The sequence below is a fragment of the Pseudoalteromonas sp. BSi20429 genome, from assembly GCF_000238895.1.
GTDB lineage: Bacteria > Pseudomonadota > Gammaproteobacteria > Enterobacterales > Alteromonadaceae > Pseudoalteromonas > Pseudoalteromonas arctica.
The window spans coordinates 134,517-152,318 of sequence record NZ_BADV01000115.1 but is presented as its reverse complement, the minus strand read 5'-3'; the positions used below and the strand labels follow the sequence as shown (position 1 = coordinate 152,318).

Here is a 17,802-nt window from a genome sequence, read left to right as displayed (position 1 = left end):
GCCTCGCTTATAGCGAGGCTTTTTTGTTTTCAACTTGAGAATTAAAAATACCCATAGTTAAGAGCAAAGCAACTGACTTGTAATCAATAGTCTGTATAAGTTATCCGTTCGACTTAGTTAGTCGGCACCATTTATTCAAAAGCCTCGCTTATAGCGGGGCTTTTCTGTTTCTATATGTCTAATACCAATCCGCAATAATACTTAATTAATTTGAGTGATTAAACCTGACGCTAACTGCGTTAAAAATTTCTGATATAGAGCAACTAAATAACGAAATTTTTGCCTTGTTATCGACACGATTTTCTTACCTCAAAATAGACCACTTAATTAAGCGAATTGGTATAATCTCTTAGACACACTACAAAAAGTTAATTTTTTATTATTAAAAATTGCTGATCATTTGCTCATTTTTACCGTATAACTGGCTATTATGTTAGTTCATCGCTAGCTATGTAATGTTATGTAAAGTAGGTTGAGCAAAAGTTGCCAAAGTGCTTGAATTACGTTCATAAATAGCAGTAATTTAGGTTTAATTATGATTTGGCAATGCAAGCCAACCCTATTGGCAATTAGTGTGATGCTGCTTAGCGGCTGTGCGAGTGATTTTAACTCGTCGCAGCGCATGCAAGCGCCTAATAATATGCCACAGCAATGGCAGCAAGAAGCATCAAGCTCGGTATTAAAAGTACAAGAGCAATGGCTTACACAACTACAAAACCCTACGCTTAACAAATTTGTACAACAAGCACTTAAAAACAACCAACAGCTTTTACAAACTAGTTACGATGTAGAAATTCAAAAACAACAGCTTATAGTATCGGGCGCTGCGCTTTGGCCTAGCCTCGATTTATCAACGCGTACTAGCCGTAGTAAAGACAACCGCCCAGTGAGCTACGACAACGCAAGTTCAGTTAGTTTAAACTTAACTTACGAGGTTGATTTATGGGGTAAGCTTTCAGATTCAAAGCGCGAAGCTAATCTTAACTATTTAGCGCAACAGGCACGGTTTGAGCAAGCTAAACAGCAACTCGTTGCTGATGTGGTAACAGGCTGGTTTGATGTTGTTACATCACAACAATTACTCGATTTATTTAAACGCAGAGAAGCTAACGCACAGCAAAACCTAGATATTATCGAGTCTGGCTATCGCCAAGGTATAAACGAAGCACTCGATGTATATTTAGCTCGTAATGAGCTCAATACTGAACGCGCTCGCATTGCCACTCAAACGGCGAACTTAACGGCTTCGGCACGTGTACTTGAGCGTTTACTGGGTGAATACCCAAAAGGTGCCATTACTGCTAGTAGCGACTTACCCGTTATTAATACCGATATTCCACTAGGCTTACCTTCTGAACTTATAACACGTAAACCTACGCTGCGAGCAAGTTGGTATGATCTTTTAGCCACCGACGCTTCATTGGCGTATGCGCACAAACAACGCTTTCCAAGTTTAAACTTAACAGCTTCACTAAGTGATAGCACCGACAGAGTAAGCGACTTGTTTTCTCCATCAAGCCTTGCATGGTCGTTATTAGGTAGTATTTCAGCACCACTTTTTGAGGGCGGACGCTTAAAAGCGAATGAAGAAATAGCGCGCCTTAATACTCAAAAGCAAGAGCAACTTTATTTGCAAACGCTTTACGATGCATTTGGTGATGTAGAAAATGCGATTTCACAGCAGCAGTCCCTCAAAGCGCAATATAGCAGCACCCTTGAGGCGCAAGAAAACGCACTTGCAGCAGAGCAGTTGTCGTTTGAGCAATATCAAAGTGGCTTGGTAACTTACACTACGGTGCTTGACGCACAAGGCAGGTCTTTCGATGCACAAAGCTCCTTAATCGACATTAAAAACCAATTAATAGTTAACAGAATTAACTTACACGTTGCCCTTGGTGGTGATTTTGCAAAGCCCTCAAGTGAACTAAAGAGCAATAATGATGAAAACTAAAACAGCAAAAATTATTATTCCAGCGGTGGTTATTATTGCCACTATTTTAATTGTTATGTTTATTAAAGGTAATCCGCCAGAGGCTAAACGCTTTGGCTCACCTCCTAAAGCATCAATAAGTGTGGCTGCGCTTGAGCTTAAACCACAAAATTACCAAGTGATGATTGATAGCTACGGTACGGTAAAACCACGTACACAAAGTTTATTAGTTGCTCAGGCATCTGGGCAAATAATTGAAGTAAGTGATGACTTTAGAGAAGGTGGCTTTTTTGAAAAGGGCGACGTACTTTTAAAGCTAGACGATAGAGATCATCAAGCTGAAGTTAAATCTGCTCAAGCCAATTTATTAACGGCAGAGCAAGGCTTATTAGAAGAAAAAGCGCGTGGACAACAAGCTATTACTGATTGGAAACGCCTTGGCGGCTCAAATCAGGCAAGCAGCCTAGTACTGCGTGAACCACAACTTGCAGCAGCCGAAGCAGAAGTTTTATCTGCTCAAGCAGTACTTGAAAAAGCCATGCTTGATTTAGAGCGCACTAAAGTAACCGCGCCATATGCGGGTCGTATACTTAGCCGTAGTGTTGATTTGGGGCAAGTTGTTACTAACAATACCCAGCTTGCCACTATTTACGCAATCGATAGCGTAGAGATTCGTTTACCGATTAAAAATAAAGATCTTCCGTTCGTAAATTTACCAGAGCAATATCGTGATGGCGCCAAAAATCAAGCAGGTTCAATTGTTAAATTTACCTCTGACTTAGTGGGTGAGCAAACGTGGCAAGGGCAGCTAGCGCGTACCGAAGGTGCTATAGATGAAGGTGCACAACAGCTTTACGTAGTTGCTAAAATTAACGACCCATATAAAGCAACGGCTAATAACCAGTACCCAATAAAAATAGGGCAATACATAAAGGCGCAAATTACCGGTAAAACAGTTCCTAACGCACTTATAATCCCTAACAGTACTATTTATCAAGGGACGTATGTTTATGTTGTTGAAGAGGGTGTACTTAAGCGTAAAGACATTACACTTGCTTGGCAAAATGCGACACAAGCGATGATAAAAACGGGATTAAATCCAAATGATAAACTGGTTATTACTCCACTAGGGCAAGTGAGTTCTGGAACTCAGGTAAGTATTTTAGGCGAACAAAGCACAGAGCAACCTAAAAGCCGAGGAGCTAATAGGCAAGGTAAAGGAAAGCGCCCGACGCCAGAGCAGCTTGAGCAAAAAGCAAAAGAGCAGGGTATTAGTGTTGAAGAGCTAAAAAAACGCCGCGCAGCAAAGCAAGGAGATAAGCCATGATCGCTTGGTTTGCCAAAAACCATGTTGCTGCTAACTTATTGCTAGTAACGCTGTTACTGTCGGGACTTTTTAGCTTATCAAGCAAAATACCGCTTGAGGTATTTCCTTCATTCGAAACCGACATGATAAGCGTAAATGTAAGTTTGCGTGGTTCAACACCAGAGGATGTAGAGCAAGGTGTAACTATACGAATAGAAGAAGCAGTACAAGATTTAGAGGGCATAAAGCAAATATTTAGTCGCTCTTCTGAAGGTTCAGGCTCTGTGACAATAGAAGTGGAAAGCGGTTACGACCCTCGTGAGCTTTTAGCTGATATAAAAAGTCGTGTAGACGCAATTAACACTTTTCCAGCCGATGCTGAAAAGCCGATAGTAGCGCTTGCTGAGCGAATTCGTGAAGTTATCGCGGTTACCGTATCGAGTGACTATGGCGAAAAAGAAACCCGCGAATACGCAGAAACAGTACGCGATCAAATCCTACGTTTACCTAATGTAACGCAGGTAGAGCTAAGTGGCGTTCGTGATTACGAAATAGCCATTGAAGTAAGCCAAGATATTCTTCGTCAGTACGATTTAAGCTTGGCACAAATATCGAGTGCTATTTCAAACTCAAGCTCAGATATTTCTGCTGGTAACTTAAAAACAGAAGGCGGGGACGTACTTATAAGCTCTAAAGGGCAAGCATATCGTAAAGATGAATTTGCCAGCATTGTTGTTAAAAACCAAGCCGATGGCACTATTATTCGCTTAGGTGATATAGCGACTATAAAAGATGATTTTGAAGAAACACCAGTACGTACTCGCTTTAATGGTAAGCAAGCTGCATTTATCGACGTATATCGAATTGGTCCACAAAGTGCGATTACAGTTGCTGACGATGTTAAAAACTACATAAAAGAGCAGCAAAGCTCTCTCCCGCAAGGGTTTGAACTAAGTTACTGGGATGATGATTCGGAGCTGGTTAAAAGTCGTATTTCGACCCTTACTACCAATGCTTTACAAGGCGGTATTTTAGTACTGGCTTTACTTACTTTGTTTTTACGCCCTGCAATTGCATTTTGGGTATTTATTGGTATTCCGGTTTCGTTTATGGGCGCGTTTATAGCGATGCCTATTTTTGGCGTAACCCTTAATATTATGAGCTTATTTGGCTTTATATTGGTACTGGGGATTGTTGTTGATGACGCCATAGTTACCGGTGAAAACGTCTACACCCATTTAAAAACAGCTACGTCGGGCGAGCAGGCCGCAATTTTAGGTACTCAAGAAGTAGCAACACCAGTAACATTTGGTGTGTTGACTACCGTTGCTGCCTTTTTACCTTTGGCCTTTATTGAAGGGGCGCGTGGTGCCTTGTTTGCACAAATACCGGTAGTGGTTATTCCGGTATTATTGTTTTCATTGATTGAATCTAAATTTGTACTACCAGCACATTTAAAATATATAAAACTACGCCACGAAAAAGGCGAACCTTCAAAGTTTGATGTTATTCAACAGCGTTTTGCAGATGGATTTGAAAACGCGATTTTAAAATACTATCAACCCACTTTAAATTTAGCACTGCGCCATAAATTGGCTTCGGTAAGCTTGTTTATTGGTGTATTTGTTATAATTTTAACCATGATCACCAGCGGTTGGACTAAGTTTGTATTTTTCCCGCGCATACCAAGCGAAACAGTCCGCGTTAACTTAACACTACCAACAGGTACACCGTTTGAAGTAACGAATAAATACGTAATTGACATGTCGCAAAAGGCGCAGCAATTACAAGAAAAATACCGCGATCCAGATACTGGCGAAAGCGTTATTTTAAATATATTAGCCACAACAGGCGGGCGTGGTGGTGTATCTAATTCAGGCTCTGTACGCTTTGAAATAACACCGGCTGAAAAGCGTGAATCAGACATAGGATCACGAGAACTTGCCAGCGAATGGCGCGATTTAATTGGTGTGATACCAGGCGCCGAAAGTTTAACGTTTAGAGCCGAAATTGGCCGAAGTTCAGACCCCATTGATGTTCAGCTTAGCGGCACTTCGTTGACTATTTTACAAGACGTGGCTGATCACATTAAAACCCGTTTATCGACCTATCCAACGGTATTTGATATTGCCGATAGTATGTCCGACGGTAAAGAAGAGTTACAAATAGAGCTTACGCAACAAGGTTTAGCGCTGGGCTTAAATAGAGTCAATGTAGCAGGACAAGTACGTAACTCGTTTTTTGGCTCGCAAGCACAACGTATTCAGCGAGGCAGGGATGATGTACGTGTAATGGTACGCTTACCTATAGATGAGCGCCGCTCTGTAGCTGACCTACAAAACATACTTATAAATACGCCTGATGGAGGCTCAGTGCCATTGTCGCATGTGGCAACACTTACTGCTGGGCAAAGTCCATCAACTATTAATCGAATAGACCGTTACCGCACATTAAACGTAACAGCCGATATCGAAAAAAATAATACCAACATGACCATACTGCAGGCTGACCTAACGGAGTATTTAGATGGGTTAATGCAGCAATATCCTGGAGTAGATTACAAACTAGAAGGTGAGGCTAAAGAGCAAAGAGAGTCGTTTGGTTCGTTGGCTTGGGCACTTGTGTTTGTATTTTTCATAATCTATGCGCTATTAGCAATACCGCTTAAATCTTACTTACAACCAATCATAGTAATGAGTGTAATCCCATTTGGCATGATAGGTGCTGTAGTAGGGCATTGGATTATGGGAATGGACTTAACTATTATGAGTTTACTCGGTATGCTTGCGCTAACCGGGGTGGTGGTAAATGATTCGCTTGTACTCGTTGATTTTATTAATAAAAAGCGGAGTGAAGGTGGTAAAGTTCTCGATGCTATAAAAATTGCAGGTGCATCACGTTTTCGCCCTGTAATGCTAACTAGTTTAACGACCTTTATTGGCTTAATGCCATTACTGTTTGAAAAAGCGACTCAGGCACAGTTTTTAATACCAATGGCGGTGAGCTTAGGGTTTGGGATTATTTTTGCTACCTTTATTACTTTATTGTTAGTACCAATAAACTACATGCTAATGGAGCGTTTTCAAGGTTGGTTTAAATAACTTCACTCTTAAATACGTGATTATTAAAGCTGTAGGTAAGTAATTACCTGCGGCTTTTTTTATAAGCTAAAAAGTAATATTAGACAATTGAAGATAAGTGAATAAAAAATTTAGATAAATATAAGAGTAAACAGGAAGGTTAATTTTTTGATAAAGCCTTTTAAAGGCGAGGGTTTGCTAAAAAGGTGTTCCCCAAGATACGGTACTCGGTTTCAGTCCTGAAACCAGAAGGTTTCAGGGCGGGAATCTGCGGTTTACCGTAGGCTTCTCGGTACATGCCGAGCCTGCACAATAGTAGACGAACAGAAACCCTGGTATAAAATTTATCGGCTCAGGGACTTAACTAAGCTCCGGTACCCCAGGGAACAATTTAAGTATATAAGACATAATCCAATCCTTAAACCCCAAACGTAAAAAATTAAACCGTTCGCTTAGTTTTTCCGCACCTTTAACTCATCATTTACTTTATCGCATGGTTTTTGAGCTTGATCATACAATTAATTGGAGTTGCTTTTTATCGAGTGGTAGCATTGCCTTAACTTGCAAAGCGAAGATTCGATTATGAACGATTTACCCGATTACGAAAAAGCTCAACTGCTTTTAGAAAAAAACGAAATATTTGTATCACCTGCTGAAGCGCATGGTGTGATTAGTGGTTTACTTGCGTGTGGTTTAACCATTGACGACAAAGAATACTTAGGCCTTTTGAGTGATGTGTTTAACGATGGTGAATCGTTTAGTAACGATTTAAAGCAGTTTTTTGGCACTATTTATAAGCAAGTAGTGGCGAGCTTTAATGATGATGAATTTCAGTTTGATTTATTTTTACCAAGCGACGACGAAACACTCATCGATCAGGCTAATGGCCTCGTATCATGGGTAGCGGGTTTTATGCTTGGTTTTGGTTTAAAGCAAAAAGACTACGGTAAACTATCGAGTGATGTTAAAGAGGTTATTACTGACTTTAGCGAAATCACTCGCCTAGATACTACTTTTGAAGAAACCGAAGAAGACAGCCAAGCGCTGCACGAAGTGATTGAATATGTGCGTGTATCAGCACTACTTTGTTTTGCAGAGCTTGGTAAAGAGCAAAGCACGCAAAGTACTAAAAAAACACTTCATTAACTTTTAAAAAGCAAAACGGGTTGGTTAATAATGGTTGAAGTACAAAAGTCAGAATTTAAAGCACGTCGCGAGCGCTTACTTGCTCAAATGGATGAAAATAGCGTTGCTATTATTCCCGCTGCGAGCGAAGTTACGCGCAGCCGCGATACCGAATATGCATTTAGACAAGATAGCGACTTTTTTTACTTAACTGGCTTTAACGAACCCGACGCCGTACTTGTACTCTGTAATAACAGCGATGCACCCAGTACTTTATTTTGCCTAGATAAAGACAAGCTTGCAGAAATTTGGCATGGCCGCAGAGTTGGCTTTGATAAAGCTAAAAGTGACTACCTGTTTGATGAAGCTTACCCGCTAAGTGAATTAAACGATAAAACACTCGATATGCTAAATGCAAAAAATGCGCTCTATTTTGCACAAGGTGCTTACCCCTCATTTGATAGCAAAGTGTTTTCGTTACTAGGTACGCTTCGAAGTGGCTCTCGAAAAGGCCTCAAAGCACCGAGTAATTTAAAAGAAATACGCGGCCTTATTCATGAAATGCGTTTGTTTAAATCGCCAAGCGAGATAGATGTTATGCGAGAAGGCTGTGAAATTAGTGCGCGAGGGCACATGCGCGCTATGCGTTTTTCACACCCCGGAGCTACTGAATTTCAGCTAGAGGCAGAGCTGCATCATCATTATGCCATGAATGGTGCGCCGCACCCTGCATACGGCACAATTGTTGGTAGTGGCGACAACGCCAATATTTTACATTACACGCAAAATAGCGACGTATTAAAAAATGGCGACCTGGTACTTATAGACTCCGGTTGCGAGCTACAAGGTTACGCCGCCGATATCACCCGTACTTTTCCAGTAAATGGACAATTTAGCGAAGAGCAAGCCGCGCTTTATAATATTGTTCTTAAAGCGCAAGAAGTTGCTTTTGATGAAGTAAAACCCGGTGGTTATATGTCGCATGCTAATAAACTAGCAATGGAAGTAATGACCCAAGGTTTACTTGATTTAGGTATTTTAACCGGCGACTTTGACGAGCTAATGGCAAAAGGTGCGTGTAAAGAATATTACATGCACGGGCTTGGGCATTGGCTTGGTTTAGATGTACATGATGTTGGCGATTACAAAGTAAATAACGCTGAGCGGGCATTTGAGCCGGGTATGGTACTCACTATAGAGCCAGGGCTTTATATAAGCGAAGACTCAAGCGCACCGCAAAAATACAAAGGCATTGGCATTCGTATCGAAGATAACTTGCTAGTTACCGAAACCGGCCATGAAAACTTGACCCTAAGCGTACCTAAAAAAATTAGCGATATAGAAGCACTTATGCAAAGTGCTAAAAACGTATAAAGCTCGGAGAGTATAGTGGCTAAGCAGTTTGATGTAGTTATTATTGGCGGTGGTTTAGCGGGAGCAAGCTGCGCATTAAGTGTGGCTAAAACTAATCCCGCGTTAAATATTGCCGTTGTAGAAGCTAATCAAGTAACCGGCGACTACCACCCAAGCTTTGACGACAGAAGCATTGCACTTGCTCAGCAATCGGTAGAGTATTTACAAAGCCTCAATTTATTTGAGCAAAATGCCCCTTACACCGCAGCAATCAAAAAAGTGAGCGTGTCTGATAGAGGCCACTTTGGCAAAGCGCACATTAATTGCGACGAATTTGCTAAGCCCTCACTTGGTTACGTAGTAGAAGTAAATCCATTTGGCCGAGCGCTTCACCTGCGTTTAACGCAGTCAAATATTACGCTTTTGTGCCCCGATAGCGTAACTGCCATTGAGCAAACTCTGCATAGCAATACACTCACCCTACAAAGCGGCGAGCAATTAAACGCAGCGCTATTGGTTATTGCTGATGGCGCACAATCACCAACACGTAGTTTACTCGGGCTTGGTTTTAATACCCAGCCTTATGAACAAGGCGCTATTATTGCTAATGTAGAAGTGGCTGGTGGGCATAATAATCATGCCTTTGAGCGCTTTACACAAAACGGGCCTATGGCGTTATTACCCATGAGCAATAACCGTTATTCGTTAGTATGGTGTATGCGCCAAGATCAGGTTGAACAGCACATGGCACTTAATGAACAAGACTTTATAAGTGCACTGCAAAGCGCGTTTGGTTATCGCGGTGGGCAATTTACTAAAGTAGGCATGCGCACGAGTTACCCGCTCGTTTACGGGCAAGTTGAGTCTTTAATTGCGCACCGTACAGTGGTTATTGGTAATGCTGCACATGCTATTCATCCTATTGCAGGGCAAGGTTTTAATTTGGGCCTTCGCGACGTGCAAGTACTTAGTAATTTAATAGCAAACAGCCAACACGATTTAGGCAGCTATGCGTTTACACGTGAATATTCAAAAAAGCGCAGTGATGATATAAAAACCGTAATGAGTTTAACCGATGCACTTGTTAGGCTTTTTTCAAACTCATCGCGAGTGCTCGCATTGGGGCGCAGTATTGGGTTGTTTTCGATGGATTTATTTCCCGCATTAAAAGCGCCATTAGCCAAACAGTTAATGGGGCAAGTTAAACAAGGTAGGCGTTTATGAAGCAAGCACAGGTTTGTATTGTAGGTGGTGGCTGCGTAGGGTTGACACTGGCACTTGGATTGGCAAAAGCCGATATAAGCGTCGTTGTACTCGACGGCGCACCAACACAAGCGTTGCCAACTGACGAATATGGTTTGCGTGTAAGTGCGCTAAGCATTGCAAGTCAAACCTTGCTTGAGCAATTAAACGTATGGCCCGAAATTATCGCACAGCGAGCGTGCGCTTATACGCATATGGATGTACGTGATGCCGACAGTTTTGGCAAAATAGCGTTTAATAACGAACAACTAGAGCTTGAGCATTTAGGCCATATTGTTGAAAACGACATTATCCGCTACGCGCTTATAAAAGAGCTAGAGCAACAAAGCAGTGCAACACTAATGTTTGATACGCAGTATCAGCAAATACATCAAAGCGAATCTGATGTATTTATAACGCTTAAAAGCGGCGAGCCAATTATTGCAAAACTGCTGGTGGCGGCTGATGGTGCAAATTCAGCTATACGTAAACAATTTAATATGGCGCTTAGCTTTAAAGATTACGATCACCATGCGCTAGTTGCGACTGTTAAAACTAAAGAGCCGCACGTAAATACCGCACGCCAAGTGTTTTTACCAACCGGGCCACTGGCATTTTTACCTCTGAGCGATGCAAATACGCATTCAATAGTATGGTCTACAAGCCCAAACCACTGCGATGAGCTGCTTGCAATGGACGATTGTGCCTTTAATAAAGCCGTTATGGCTGCAATAGATGGTCAATGCGGTTTGTGTGAAGTGCAAAGTAAGCGCGCTGCTTTCCCACTTAAAATGCGCTACGCTCAGCAATGGGTTTCAGGCAAAGTGGTACTCATTGGCGATGCTGCACATACAATCCATCCACTTGCAGGGCTTGGTATGAACCTAGGCCTAAAAGATGCGGCTTATTTAATTGAGCTTTTGACAAGCGATAGCAAGGAGTTTGCAAGCACTCGCACACTGCGCGATTACGAGCGCACTCGTAAGCTCGATGCACAAAAGCACATAGCTATGATGCAAGGGCTAAAAGAGTTATTTGAAGGTGCAAACCCATTTAAAAAGCTTATTCGCGGAGTAGGGCTATCATTAGTTGATAATCTTGGGCCAATCAAGCACCTGTTCGCCAAAGAAGCGATAGGAAAGTGATGTAGGTTGAGTGAAACAAAACCCAACGAGAAAAGCGGTTAGTTATTCGCTTTTAATAAAAAACCGATGTTTAATTTAAGCATCGGTTTTTTATTAAAATAAATTAAGTACTTACTTTGTATGTTTTTTCGGTAAATTTTGTTATTTTTACATTAAATATGATAAAAAGTTTTTACTAAATTTTAAGGAAGAAATAAATGTTAAAAATAACACTCTTATTTTTTTATTAACTGCGTCTGTAGTTCATGCAAAAGATAAACCGTGGGAGTCTTACGCTAAACTTCCAATGGTAGAGCAACCACAAATATCGCCAAATGGAGAAATGATAGCAACACTTTATAATACTGCTGAAGGTCCTACTATCAGTTTAGCTAAATTTCCTAGTATCGAATTCAATATATTAGCAAGTCTCAAAAAAGATAAAGACAGAGTCGACTTTATTCGTTGGTCAGGTAATAAATATATCATTGTTTCTGCTAGTTACCCTGAATATGTCAATGGTCAATACATGAGAGTTTCAAGGTTATATTCGATCAATGTTGAAACCAATGAAAGTAAAATGCTAACTACGCGACGTTTTTCTGAATATAGGTGGTATAGATATCAGAGTTTCAGACTCGTTTCCTCACTTAAAAATGAGCCAGATTTCGCGCTAGTGTCAACGTTTGATGAAAAAGATAAAGCTTATTCTGTTTTTAAAGTTGAATTAGGTGATTCTAGTTTTGATAAAATTCAGAGGAATAAAGAAAATATTGGAAGTTGGTATGCAGACCCTAAGGGAGTTTTACGCCTGGGGATCGCAATTGATAAAAAAGATGATAAGTTTATTGCTTCAATATGGTATCGAGCAAAGAAAGATGAAGCATTAAAAATGATTCATACCCATATTTTGGGTGAAGATAGTACTTTCTCCATCCAAGGCCTTAATGAAGATGGTACAAAAGCTTACGTCCTTTCTGATCGTGTATTACACAGACAAGCTTTATGGTCATATGATATCGAGTCAGGGGAGTTTGAAGAGCTTGTTTATAGCAATGATAAATACGATATAAATAATGCAATCGTTAATAGTGAGGGCGATTTTATAGGGGTTGGCTACTATGATGATTTCTACAAGAGCCATTATTTTTCAGAGGTAGACGGTAAGCAAGAGCTTATGGTTACTAATTTATTTGGTGATAAGCAAGCTAGTATTGTTAGCCGCAGTAAAGATAGAACACGAATTCTTGTAAATGTAATAAGTGATTCAGTCAGCCCTACTTATTATTATTTTGATTTAAACACAAAGAAGGGCGGCGCTTGGTTATCTAAATTTCCTTATTTAGCACGTAATAAATTTGTACCAGTGCAAAACTATAGCTTTAAAGCGAGCGATGGAGCTGAAATCTCAGGCTATTTTACAAAACCAGAAGGGATTAAAACTCCGCCGCTAATTGTAATGCCTCACGGAGGACCTCATAGTCGAGACTACAAATACTTTAATCGAGAGCTTCAATATTTAGTTAGTTTAGGTTATGCGGTATTGCAAGTGAACTTCAGGGGCTCAGAAGGTTTTGGTAGTGCTTTTGAAACTGATGGTTATTATCAGTGGGGTAAACGTATGCAACAAGATGTATATGATGCAATGGATTGGGCTACTAGAACCGGATTAACATCAAAAAATAATGCATGTATTTATGGCGCAAGTTATGGTGGTTATGTTGCATTAACAGCTGCATGGCAAGAGCCCGATCGCTTTAAATGTATTATTAGTATTTCTGGAATATCGGATCTAAAAGGGTTAGTTGAGGATGAAGAGCGACAAGATGCCTACCTAGGTAATATTGTTGATATGACTGATAGTAAAGCCGTTGATGCATTATCTGAGGTTTCGGCAATCAATATGATTAACCGAATTAAAGCCCCACTTTTACTTATCCATGGGACAAAAGATACGAGAGTTGACTATCGACAATCAAAATATTTTTATGATAAAGCAAAGCGAAATCTAGATATAAAGTATGTTGAAATTGATGACGGAACACACTTTTTTGATGACCCAGAAAGCTTAAAAGTACAATACAAAGAGGTTACTGAGTTTCTTAAAAAACACTTGTAAATAAATGAGTGAGCGTTTTTTAACTCGAAACCTATTTTAAATTTTCTAGTTATTATAAAAAACCGATGTTTAGTTTAAACATCGGTTTTTTGTTTTTAAAATAGTTTTGAACATATTTAAAGCCGCGCTTTTCACGCGAGCAAGTTCGGCGTCTACATGCAAAGTTTAACACTGAGCTTAATTTTATCTGTAGGCGTTTAGCTTGCTGACGCGACGAGCGTAGCTCGTAATTACTATCGTTAGTTAAAAAGCGCTTTGCGTTAAATCAGTTACAAATTCTTTTGTGCTTCATTCACCATATCTTTGAGCGCATCAATTAACAGCGGGTCTTTTTTGTTTTCTTTTGCAAGCTCGAGTGCGTGTTTCATGCTGGTAACGGCTTCTTTAAACTGTTTGTCTGCAGTATAGCCTTGCGATAAACGCATGTGAGAATAAGTTGCATTGGGGTAATCGGTAGTAAAGTGTTTAAGCGTGGCTATAGCTTTAGCTGTATTACCAAACTTTTGCTGGCTATGAGCAAACTCTACGTATACATCTTGTGGAGCTTTAAGCTCAAACCCGTACTTATCACTAAGTGCTTGGTAATAACCTGTAATGAGCGATACATCAGCAAACTTTCCGTGCTCGTCAGTAACTTTAAATATTAGGTCGCTAAATAAATGAATTAGGCTATCGCTAAGCGCTGGTAGTATGGTGCCCATATGAGTAAAAGCGGGGTAATGCTTATATTCCCATTTAAGCTGCGAGGGCGTTTGTTGCTCTAAATTTACCAAAGTATTTAATACGCCTGTATAAAAGCGTGCTCCTTCGCTTGCTACACTAATAAATAACGCCTGATCACCTTTAGGGTTTTTAGTGTATTTTATAATATTATTTTTTAATTCTTCATCACTCCACCAACTATTTGGGCTTATAGCTATATAGTTATTAAATAACTCAGGCTGATTAACTAAAGTATAAAGCGCTAAAGTACCTGCATTAGAGTGGCCAATTAAGGTGTTGTAGCCGTTAGTTGAGTAATTACTGTTTATATAAGGCATGAGTTCATCAGACACAAATTTTAAAAACTTGTCGGTTTGCCCTGCGTCAGGCCATTTGTTTTTAACAAAAGTTTGAAACTCTGTTTTAGGCTCGCCTTCTACTTTGGGTAAATAATCGCGAACACGGTTAGTTGTATCAATACCAACGAGCATTGCGTTAGGTATCTGCTCGTAATCAACAAGGGATTTAATAACACCAGACGCCGTATGAAAGTGCTCAACACCATCAAGTAAATAAATAACATAAAGCGGCTGATCGTCTTTTACAGTGTCAGGTATGAAAATTTTAATGGGTCTGTCTTCGTTAAGTATTTTTGATTGCAGAACGACTTTTTTACCAACGGTTATGTCAGTTGTATTGGTTTTTGCGTGACTTAAAAGCGGCGTGCTAAAAGTAAGTATTAATACAAGCGATAGTAAGAGCTTCATAAATATCCTTATTTAATAATGTATTGCTTAATAATTGCACGGCTTTAAGCTTGAGTAAATGTTTATATTTTCGGGGTAAACATAAAGCTTAAGCAATTAAAAGCTATCGCTTTTCACTCGAGTAAGCTCGGCTTCTACAAGAGAGATTATACTCGGTGCTTAACTTTTGCGGTGGGCGTACAGCTTGCTGACGCGACGAGCGAAGCTCGAAATGTTTACCTTTAAACACTTATCTATAAAAGCTTAAAAAACCTGCTTGCTTAATTATCCGTCTAAGCGTAAAATGCGCGCTCATTTCGGCTTTTAAACTATTAATTCCTTGCCTTAAACCGACCGGCCGAAACGGTAGAAGGCTCTATTAACCGTAAGGAATATCCATGCGTCATTACGAAATCGTATTCATGGTTCACCCAGATCAGAGTGAGCAAGTTGCTGGTATGATCGAACGTTATACTGGTTCTATCACTGAAGCTGGTGGTGTTATCCACCGTCTTGAAGATTGGGGCCGTCGTCAATTGGCTTACCCAATTAACAAGCTTCATAAAGCTCACTATGTTCTTATGAACGTTGAAGCACCAACTGAAGTAATCAGCGAGCTAGAAACTACTTTCCGCTACAACGATGCAGTGCTTCGTAACTTAGTTATCCGCACTAAAACTGCTGAAACTGAAGCGTCTCCTCTTGCAAGAGAAGAGAAGAAAGAAGCACCAGCTGCTTAATTGTTTTGAGTCCTAGCATGGCATGTAATCAGCAGTTACTATAATGGTTAGCCCATATACGAATCAGCTGGTTATATCTGGGGTAGTTTGTAAAACTCCCAAGTTTAGCCAAAGCCCTGCTGGCATCCCGCATTGCATTTTTGTTGTAGAACATAAATCGATGCAAACCGAAGCAGACCTTAACCGTAATAGTTACGTGAGGCTTCAGGTAGTTGCCAGTGGAAAGCAAATGCAACAACAGACTCAACATTTGCACGTTGGGCAGGCATTGCAAGTGAGTGGTTTTTTAAATCGCCACGAAGGTCGTAACGGCCTTAGCCAATTGGTTTTGCATGCTCAGCATATAGAAAGAATTATTTGAGGAATTAATCTCATGGCACGTTATTTCAGACGTCGTAAGTTCTGCCGCTTTAAAGCGGAAGGCGTAAAACAAATCGATTACAAAGATCTAGCTACTCTTAGAAACTATGTTACAGAAAGTGGCAAAATCGTACCTAGCCGTATCACAGGTACTAGCGCTAAATTTCAGCGCCAGCTAGCAACTGCTATTAAGCGTGCTCGCTACTTAGCCCTTCTTCCATACACTGACTTACATAAGTAAGCAGCGGATTAACAGTTTTTAAAAGGTGTAGAAACATGCAAGTTATTCTACTAGATAAGATCGCTAACCTAGGTAGCCTAGGTGAACAGGTTGTAGTTAAATCTGGTTTCGCACGTAACTTCCTTTTCCCTCAAGGTAAGGCAGTTCCTGCGACTAAAGCTAACATTGAAACGTTTGACGCTCGTCGTGCAGAACTTGAAGCGAAAATCGCTGAACAGTTAGTTGCTGCACAAGCACGCGCTGAAAAACTAGAAGCATTAGCAGAAGTTACATTAGTATCTAAAGCTGGTGACGAAGGTAAGTTATTCGGTTCAATCGGTACTCGTGACATCGCTGACGCTATCTCAGCTGTTGGTGTTGAAGTTGCTAAGTCAGAAGTTCGTTTGCCTCTAGGTACTATCCGTGAGACAGGTGAATTTGACGTATCAATTTCAGTTCACTCAGACGTAACGGCTACTATTAAAGTAATCGTAATCGCTGAAGCTTAATTTTTAATTAAGCGACAAAAGCCGTGCTATTAGCACGGCTTTTTTGTGTCTGTAATTTGGCTAACTTTATTAGTTAAGGGCACAGTTAAATACAACCTCGTACAAGCCCCTTTTTTATTCAATTATTTTTTCATTCCCTTTAAACCTTTTTGAACTGTTATTACGTCTAACTTATCAATACACTAACTCAATAATAATAATTAAAAGGCGACATCACGGATGTTACACGTTAAACCCGAACAAACGCCTTTATGCGAAGCTAAGCTCATTGAGCGTGTTAAATTGGGTGATCAAGGCGCATACACAACGCTTTATGAGTTACATATAAAACGAGTCTACGGTTTATGTTTACGCTTATTAGCGGACCAAGCGCATGCTGAAGATGCAGCCCAAGAAGTGTTTGTACAGGTATGGCGTAAAATAGCGCAATTTGACGGTCGCTCGCAGTTTTCTACTTGGCTCTACAGCGTTGCCAGTAATGTTGCGATTAACTACTTACGCAAGCAAAAAAATTGGCTGCAAAAAGTAGTGAGCATTGAACACTGCGGTATGGATGAGCAATCAGCTAATGACTGCAAAGGCTTAAATGGTCTCGATAAATTAATAGTAAGGCTCCCTGAGCGCGCACGTATGGTGTTTGTGTTGTTTGCAATCGAAGGTTACAGGCACGAGGAAATAGCCGAGCAATTAGGTATGGCTGTTGGTTCAAGTAAATCGCAATATCATCGTGCTAGGCAGCTACTACAAGAGTGGTATGAAAATGAATAAACCAAATTTTGACGACTATTTAAATGAGTCATTAAACACGCTTGATAAAGACATTACGCCACAAAAAGACCTATGGGCGGGAATTGAGCGAGCAATGGTTAGTAATAAGCAGGACCTAAAAGGCACTGCTATTTGGCCAAAACTAACAGCAATAGCTGCCTGCACATTAGTTGCTTTAATTGCTGTAAATCTATTTGTTATAGCGCCCGAGCCACAACCCGTAGTGGCTATAAGTGATTACTTTTCGGCGCAAAAAAACAGTTTGTTGGTTGAATATGAAAATAAAGAAGCATTGACCACTAACTGGCAAACGCAGCTACAAGAGCTCGAAAACGCAGAGCAAGCAATAAAGCAAGTTCTTGAAAATGAGCCACAAAACCAAGCGCTACTAACAATGTTAGCGCAAATATATCAACAACAACTTGATTTAATTAACAAGGTGCACGCGCCACGTTGGCAGCACATTTAGGAGTACGAC

At 40.4% G+C, this 17,802-nt stretch carries 15 protein-coding genes and 1 other RNA gene; 14 read left to right on the top strand and 2 right to left on the bottom strand.

Going from position 1 to position 17,802, the window contains the following annotated elements:
* Positions 1-535: 535 nt before the first annotated feature.
* From P20429_RS00045 to P20429_RS00055, 3 genes are read left to right on the top strand one after another with little or no spacing between them, the layout of a single operon-like run.
* Positions 536-1,951 carry an efflux transporter outer membrane subunit gene (locus P20429_RS00045; RefSeq protein ID WP_033027225.1) on the top strand — a complete coding sequence of 472 codons (1,416 nt, stop codon included), beginning with the start codon at positions 536-538 and terminating at the stop codon, positions 1,949-1,951.
* On the top strand, positions 1,941-3,257 hold the full coding sequence (locus P20429_RS00050) for an efflux RND transporter periplasmic adaptor subunit (protein ID WP_007587325.1): 1,317 nt from the start codon (positions 1,941-1,943) through the stop codon (positions 3,255-3,257). The genes P20429_RS00045 and P20429_RS00050 overlap by 11 nt, the downstream gene beginning before the upstream one ends.
* Entirely contained in the window at positions 3,254-6,337 is a 3,084-nt protein-coding gene (locus tag P20429_RS00055) for an efflux RND transporter permease subunit (RefSeq protein ID WP_007587324.1), read from the top strand. Before P20429_RS00050 ends, P20429_RS00055 begins: the two co-directional genes overlap by 4 nt.
* Before the next feature lie 185 nt (positions 6,338-6,522).
* Here P20429_RS00055 and ssrS read toward each other — a convergent pair.
* A non-coding RNA gene (ssrS, locus tag P20429_RS20490) (6S RNA) lies at positions 6,523-6,705 on the bottom strand.
* Between the two features lie 193 nt (positions 6,706-6,898).
* On the opposite strand from ssrS, the gene P20429_RS00060 reads away from it, so the two are divergent.
* The 5 genes from P20429_RS00060 (at position 6,899) to P20429_RS00080 (ending at position 13,279) form a co-directional block, all read left to right on the top strand.
* Positions 6,899-7,462: a UPF0149 family protein gene (locus P20429_RS00060; RefSeq protein ID WP_007587323.1), complete on the top strand. Its 564-nt coding sequence runs from the start codon at positions 6,899-6,901 to the stop codon at positions 7,460-7,462.
* Between the two features lie 30 nt (positions 7,463-7,492).
* Positions 7,493-8,815: a Xaa-Pro aminopeptidase gene (pepP, locus tag P20429_RS00065; RefSeq protein WP_007587322.1), complete on the top strand. Its 1,323-nt coding sequence runs from the start codon at positions 7,493-7,495 to the stop codon at positions 8,813-8,815.
* 15 nt (positions 8,816-8,830) lie between these two features.
* Positions 8,831-10,018, top strand: a complete 1,188-nt coding sequence (ubiH, locus tag P20429_RS00070; protein ID WP_007587321.1) for a 2-octaprenyl-6-methoxyphenyl hydroxylase — start codon at positions 8,831-8,833, stop codon at positions 10,016-10,018.
* Positions 10,015-11,181, top strand: coding sequence for an FAD-dependent monooxygenase (locus tag P20429_RS00075; RefSeq protein ID WP_007587320.1), 1,167 nt, complete (start codon positions 10,015-10,017; stop codon positions 11,179-11,181). The genes ubiH and P20429_RS00075 overlap by 4 nt, the downstream gene beginning before the upstream one ends.
* A 286-nt stretch (positions 11,182-11,467) precedes the next feature.
* A complete protein-coding gene (locus P20429_RS00080) occupies positions 11,468-13,279 on the top strand; it encodes a S9 family peptidase (RefSeq protein ID WP_081473451.1) in 1,812 nt (603 codons plus the stop codon).
* A 269-nt stretch (positions 13,280-13,548) separates the two neighbouring features.
* Here P20429_RS00080 and P20429_RS00085 read toward each other — a convergent pair whose 3' ends face one another.
* Positions 13,549-14,748: an alpha/beta hydrolase-fold protein gene (locus P20429_RS00085; protein ID WP_007587315.1), complete on the bottom strand. Its 1,200-nt coding sequence runs from the start codon at positions 14,746-14,748 to the stop codon at positions 13,549-13,551.
* A gap of 377 nt (positions 14,749-15,125) precedes the next feature.
* Here P20429_RS00085 and rpsF point away from each other — a divergent pair, with 377 nt between their 5' ends.
* The 6 genes from rpsF to P20429_RS00110 all read left to right on the top strand — a co-directional run bounded on the left by rpsF (position 15,126) and on the right by P20429_RS00110 (position 17,793).
* Positions 15,126-15,467, top strand: coding sequence for a 30S ribosomal protein S6 (gene rpsF, locus P20429_RS00090; RefSeq protein ID WP_007378473.1), 342 nt, complete (start codon positions 15,126-15,128; stop codon positions 15,465-15,467).
* A gap of 43 nt (positions 15,468-15,510) precedes the next feature.
* The gene (priB, locus tag P20429_RS20045; protein ID WP_033027223.1) at positions 15,511-15,828 is read left to right on the top strand and encodes a primosomal replication protein N; all 318 of its coding nucleotides are present in this window, start codon (positions 15,511-15,513) and stop codon (positions 15,826-15,828) included.
* A gap of 12 nt (positions 15,829-15,840) precedes the next feature.
* Positions 15,841-16,068: a 30S ribosomal protein S18 gene (rpsR, locus tag P20429_RS00095; protein WP_007378475.1), complete on the top strand. Its 228-nt coding sequence runs from the start codon at positions 15,841-15,843 to the stop codon at positions 16,066-16,068.
* 35 nt (positions 16,069-16,103) lie between these two features.
* Complete coding sequence (gene rplI / locus P20429_RS00100) at positions 16,104-16,556, top strand: 50S ribosomal protein L9 (protein WP_002962755.1); 453 nt, start codon at positions 16,104-16,106, stop codon at positions 16,554-16,556.
* Between the two features lie 219 nt (positions 16,557-16,775).
* Positions 16,776-17,324 carry an RNA polymerase sigma factor gene (locus tag P20429_RS00105; protein ID WP_007587312.1) on the top strand — a complete coding sequence of 183 codons (549 nt, stop codon included), beginning with the start codon at positions 16,776-16,778 and terminating at the stop codon, positions 17,322-17,324.
* On the top strand, positions 17,311-17,793 hold the full coding sequence (locus P20429_RS00110; RefSeq protein WP_033027221.1) for a hypothetical protein: 483 nt from the start codon (positions 17,311-17,313) through the stop codon (positions 17,791-17,793). The genes P20429_RS00105 and P20429_RS00110 overlap by 14 nt, the downstream gene beginning before the upstream one ends.
* The last annotated feature ends 9 nt before the right edge of the window (positions 17,794-17,802 follow it).

Coding starts and splice junctions, on each gene's coding strand:
- P20429_RS00045 (WP_033027225.1), top strand. CDS start 536: ATGATTTGGCAATGCAAGCCAACCCTATTGGCAATTAGTGTGATGCTG.
- P20429_RS00050 (WP_007587325.1), top strand. CDS start 1,941: ATGAAAACTAAAACAGCAAAAATTATTATTCCAGCGGTGGTTATTATT.
- P20429_RS00055 (WP_007587324.1), top strand. CDS start 3,254: ATGATCGCTTGGTTTGCCAAAAACCATGTTGCTGCTAACTTATTGCTA.
- P20429_RS00060 (WP_007587323.1), top strand. CDS start 6,899: ATGAACGATTTACCCGATTACGAAAAAGCTCAACTGCTTTTAGAAAAA.
- pepP (WP_007587322.1), top strand. CDS start 7,493: ATGGTTGAAGTACAAAAGTCAGAATTTAAAGCACGTCGCGAGCGCTTA.
- P20429_RS00075 (WP_007587320.1), top strand. CDS start 10,015: ATGAAGCAAGCACAGGTTTGTATTGTAGGTGGTGGCTGCGTAGGGTTG.
- P20429_RS00080 (WP_081473451.1), top strand. CDS start 11,468: ATGGTAGAGCAACCACAAATATCGCCAAATGGAGAAATGATAGCAACA.
- P20429_RS00085 (WP_007587315.1), bottom strand. CDS start 14,748: ATGAAGCTCTTACTATCGCTTGTATTAATACTTACTTTTAGCACGCCG.
- rpsF (WP_007378473.1), top strand. CDS start 15,126: ATGCGTCATTACGAAATCGTATTCATGGTTCACCCAGATCAGAGTGAG.
- priB (WP_033027223.1), top strand. CDS start 15,511: ATGGTTAGCCCATATACGAATCAGCTGGTTATATCTGGGGTAGTTTGT.
- rpsR (WP_007378475.1), top strand. CDS start 15,841: ATGGCACGTTATTTCAGACGTCGTAAGTTCTGCCGCTTTAAAGCGGAA.
- rplI (WP_002962755.1), top strand. CDS start 16,104: ATGCAAGTTATTCTACTAGATAAGATCGCTAACCTAGGTAGCCTAGGT.
- P20429_RS00105 (WP_007587312.1), top strand. CDS start 16,776: ATGTTACACGTTAAACCCGAACAAACGCCTTTATGCGAAGCTAAGCTC.
- P20429_RS00110 (WP_033027221.1), top strand. CDS start 17,311: ATGAAAATGAATAAACCAAATTTTGACGACTATTTAAATGAGTCATTA.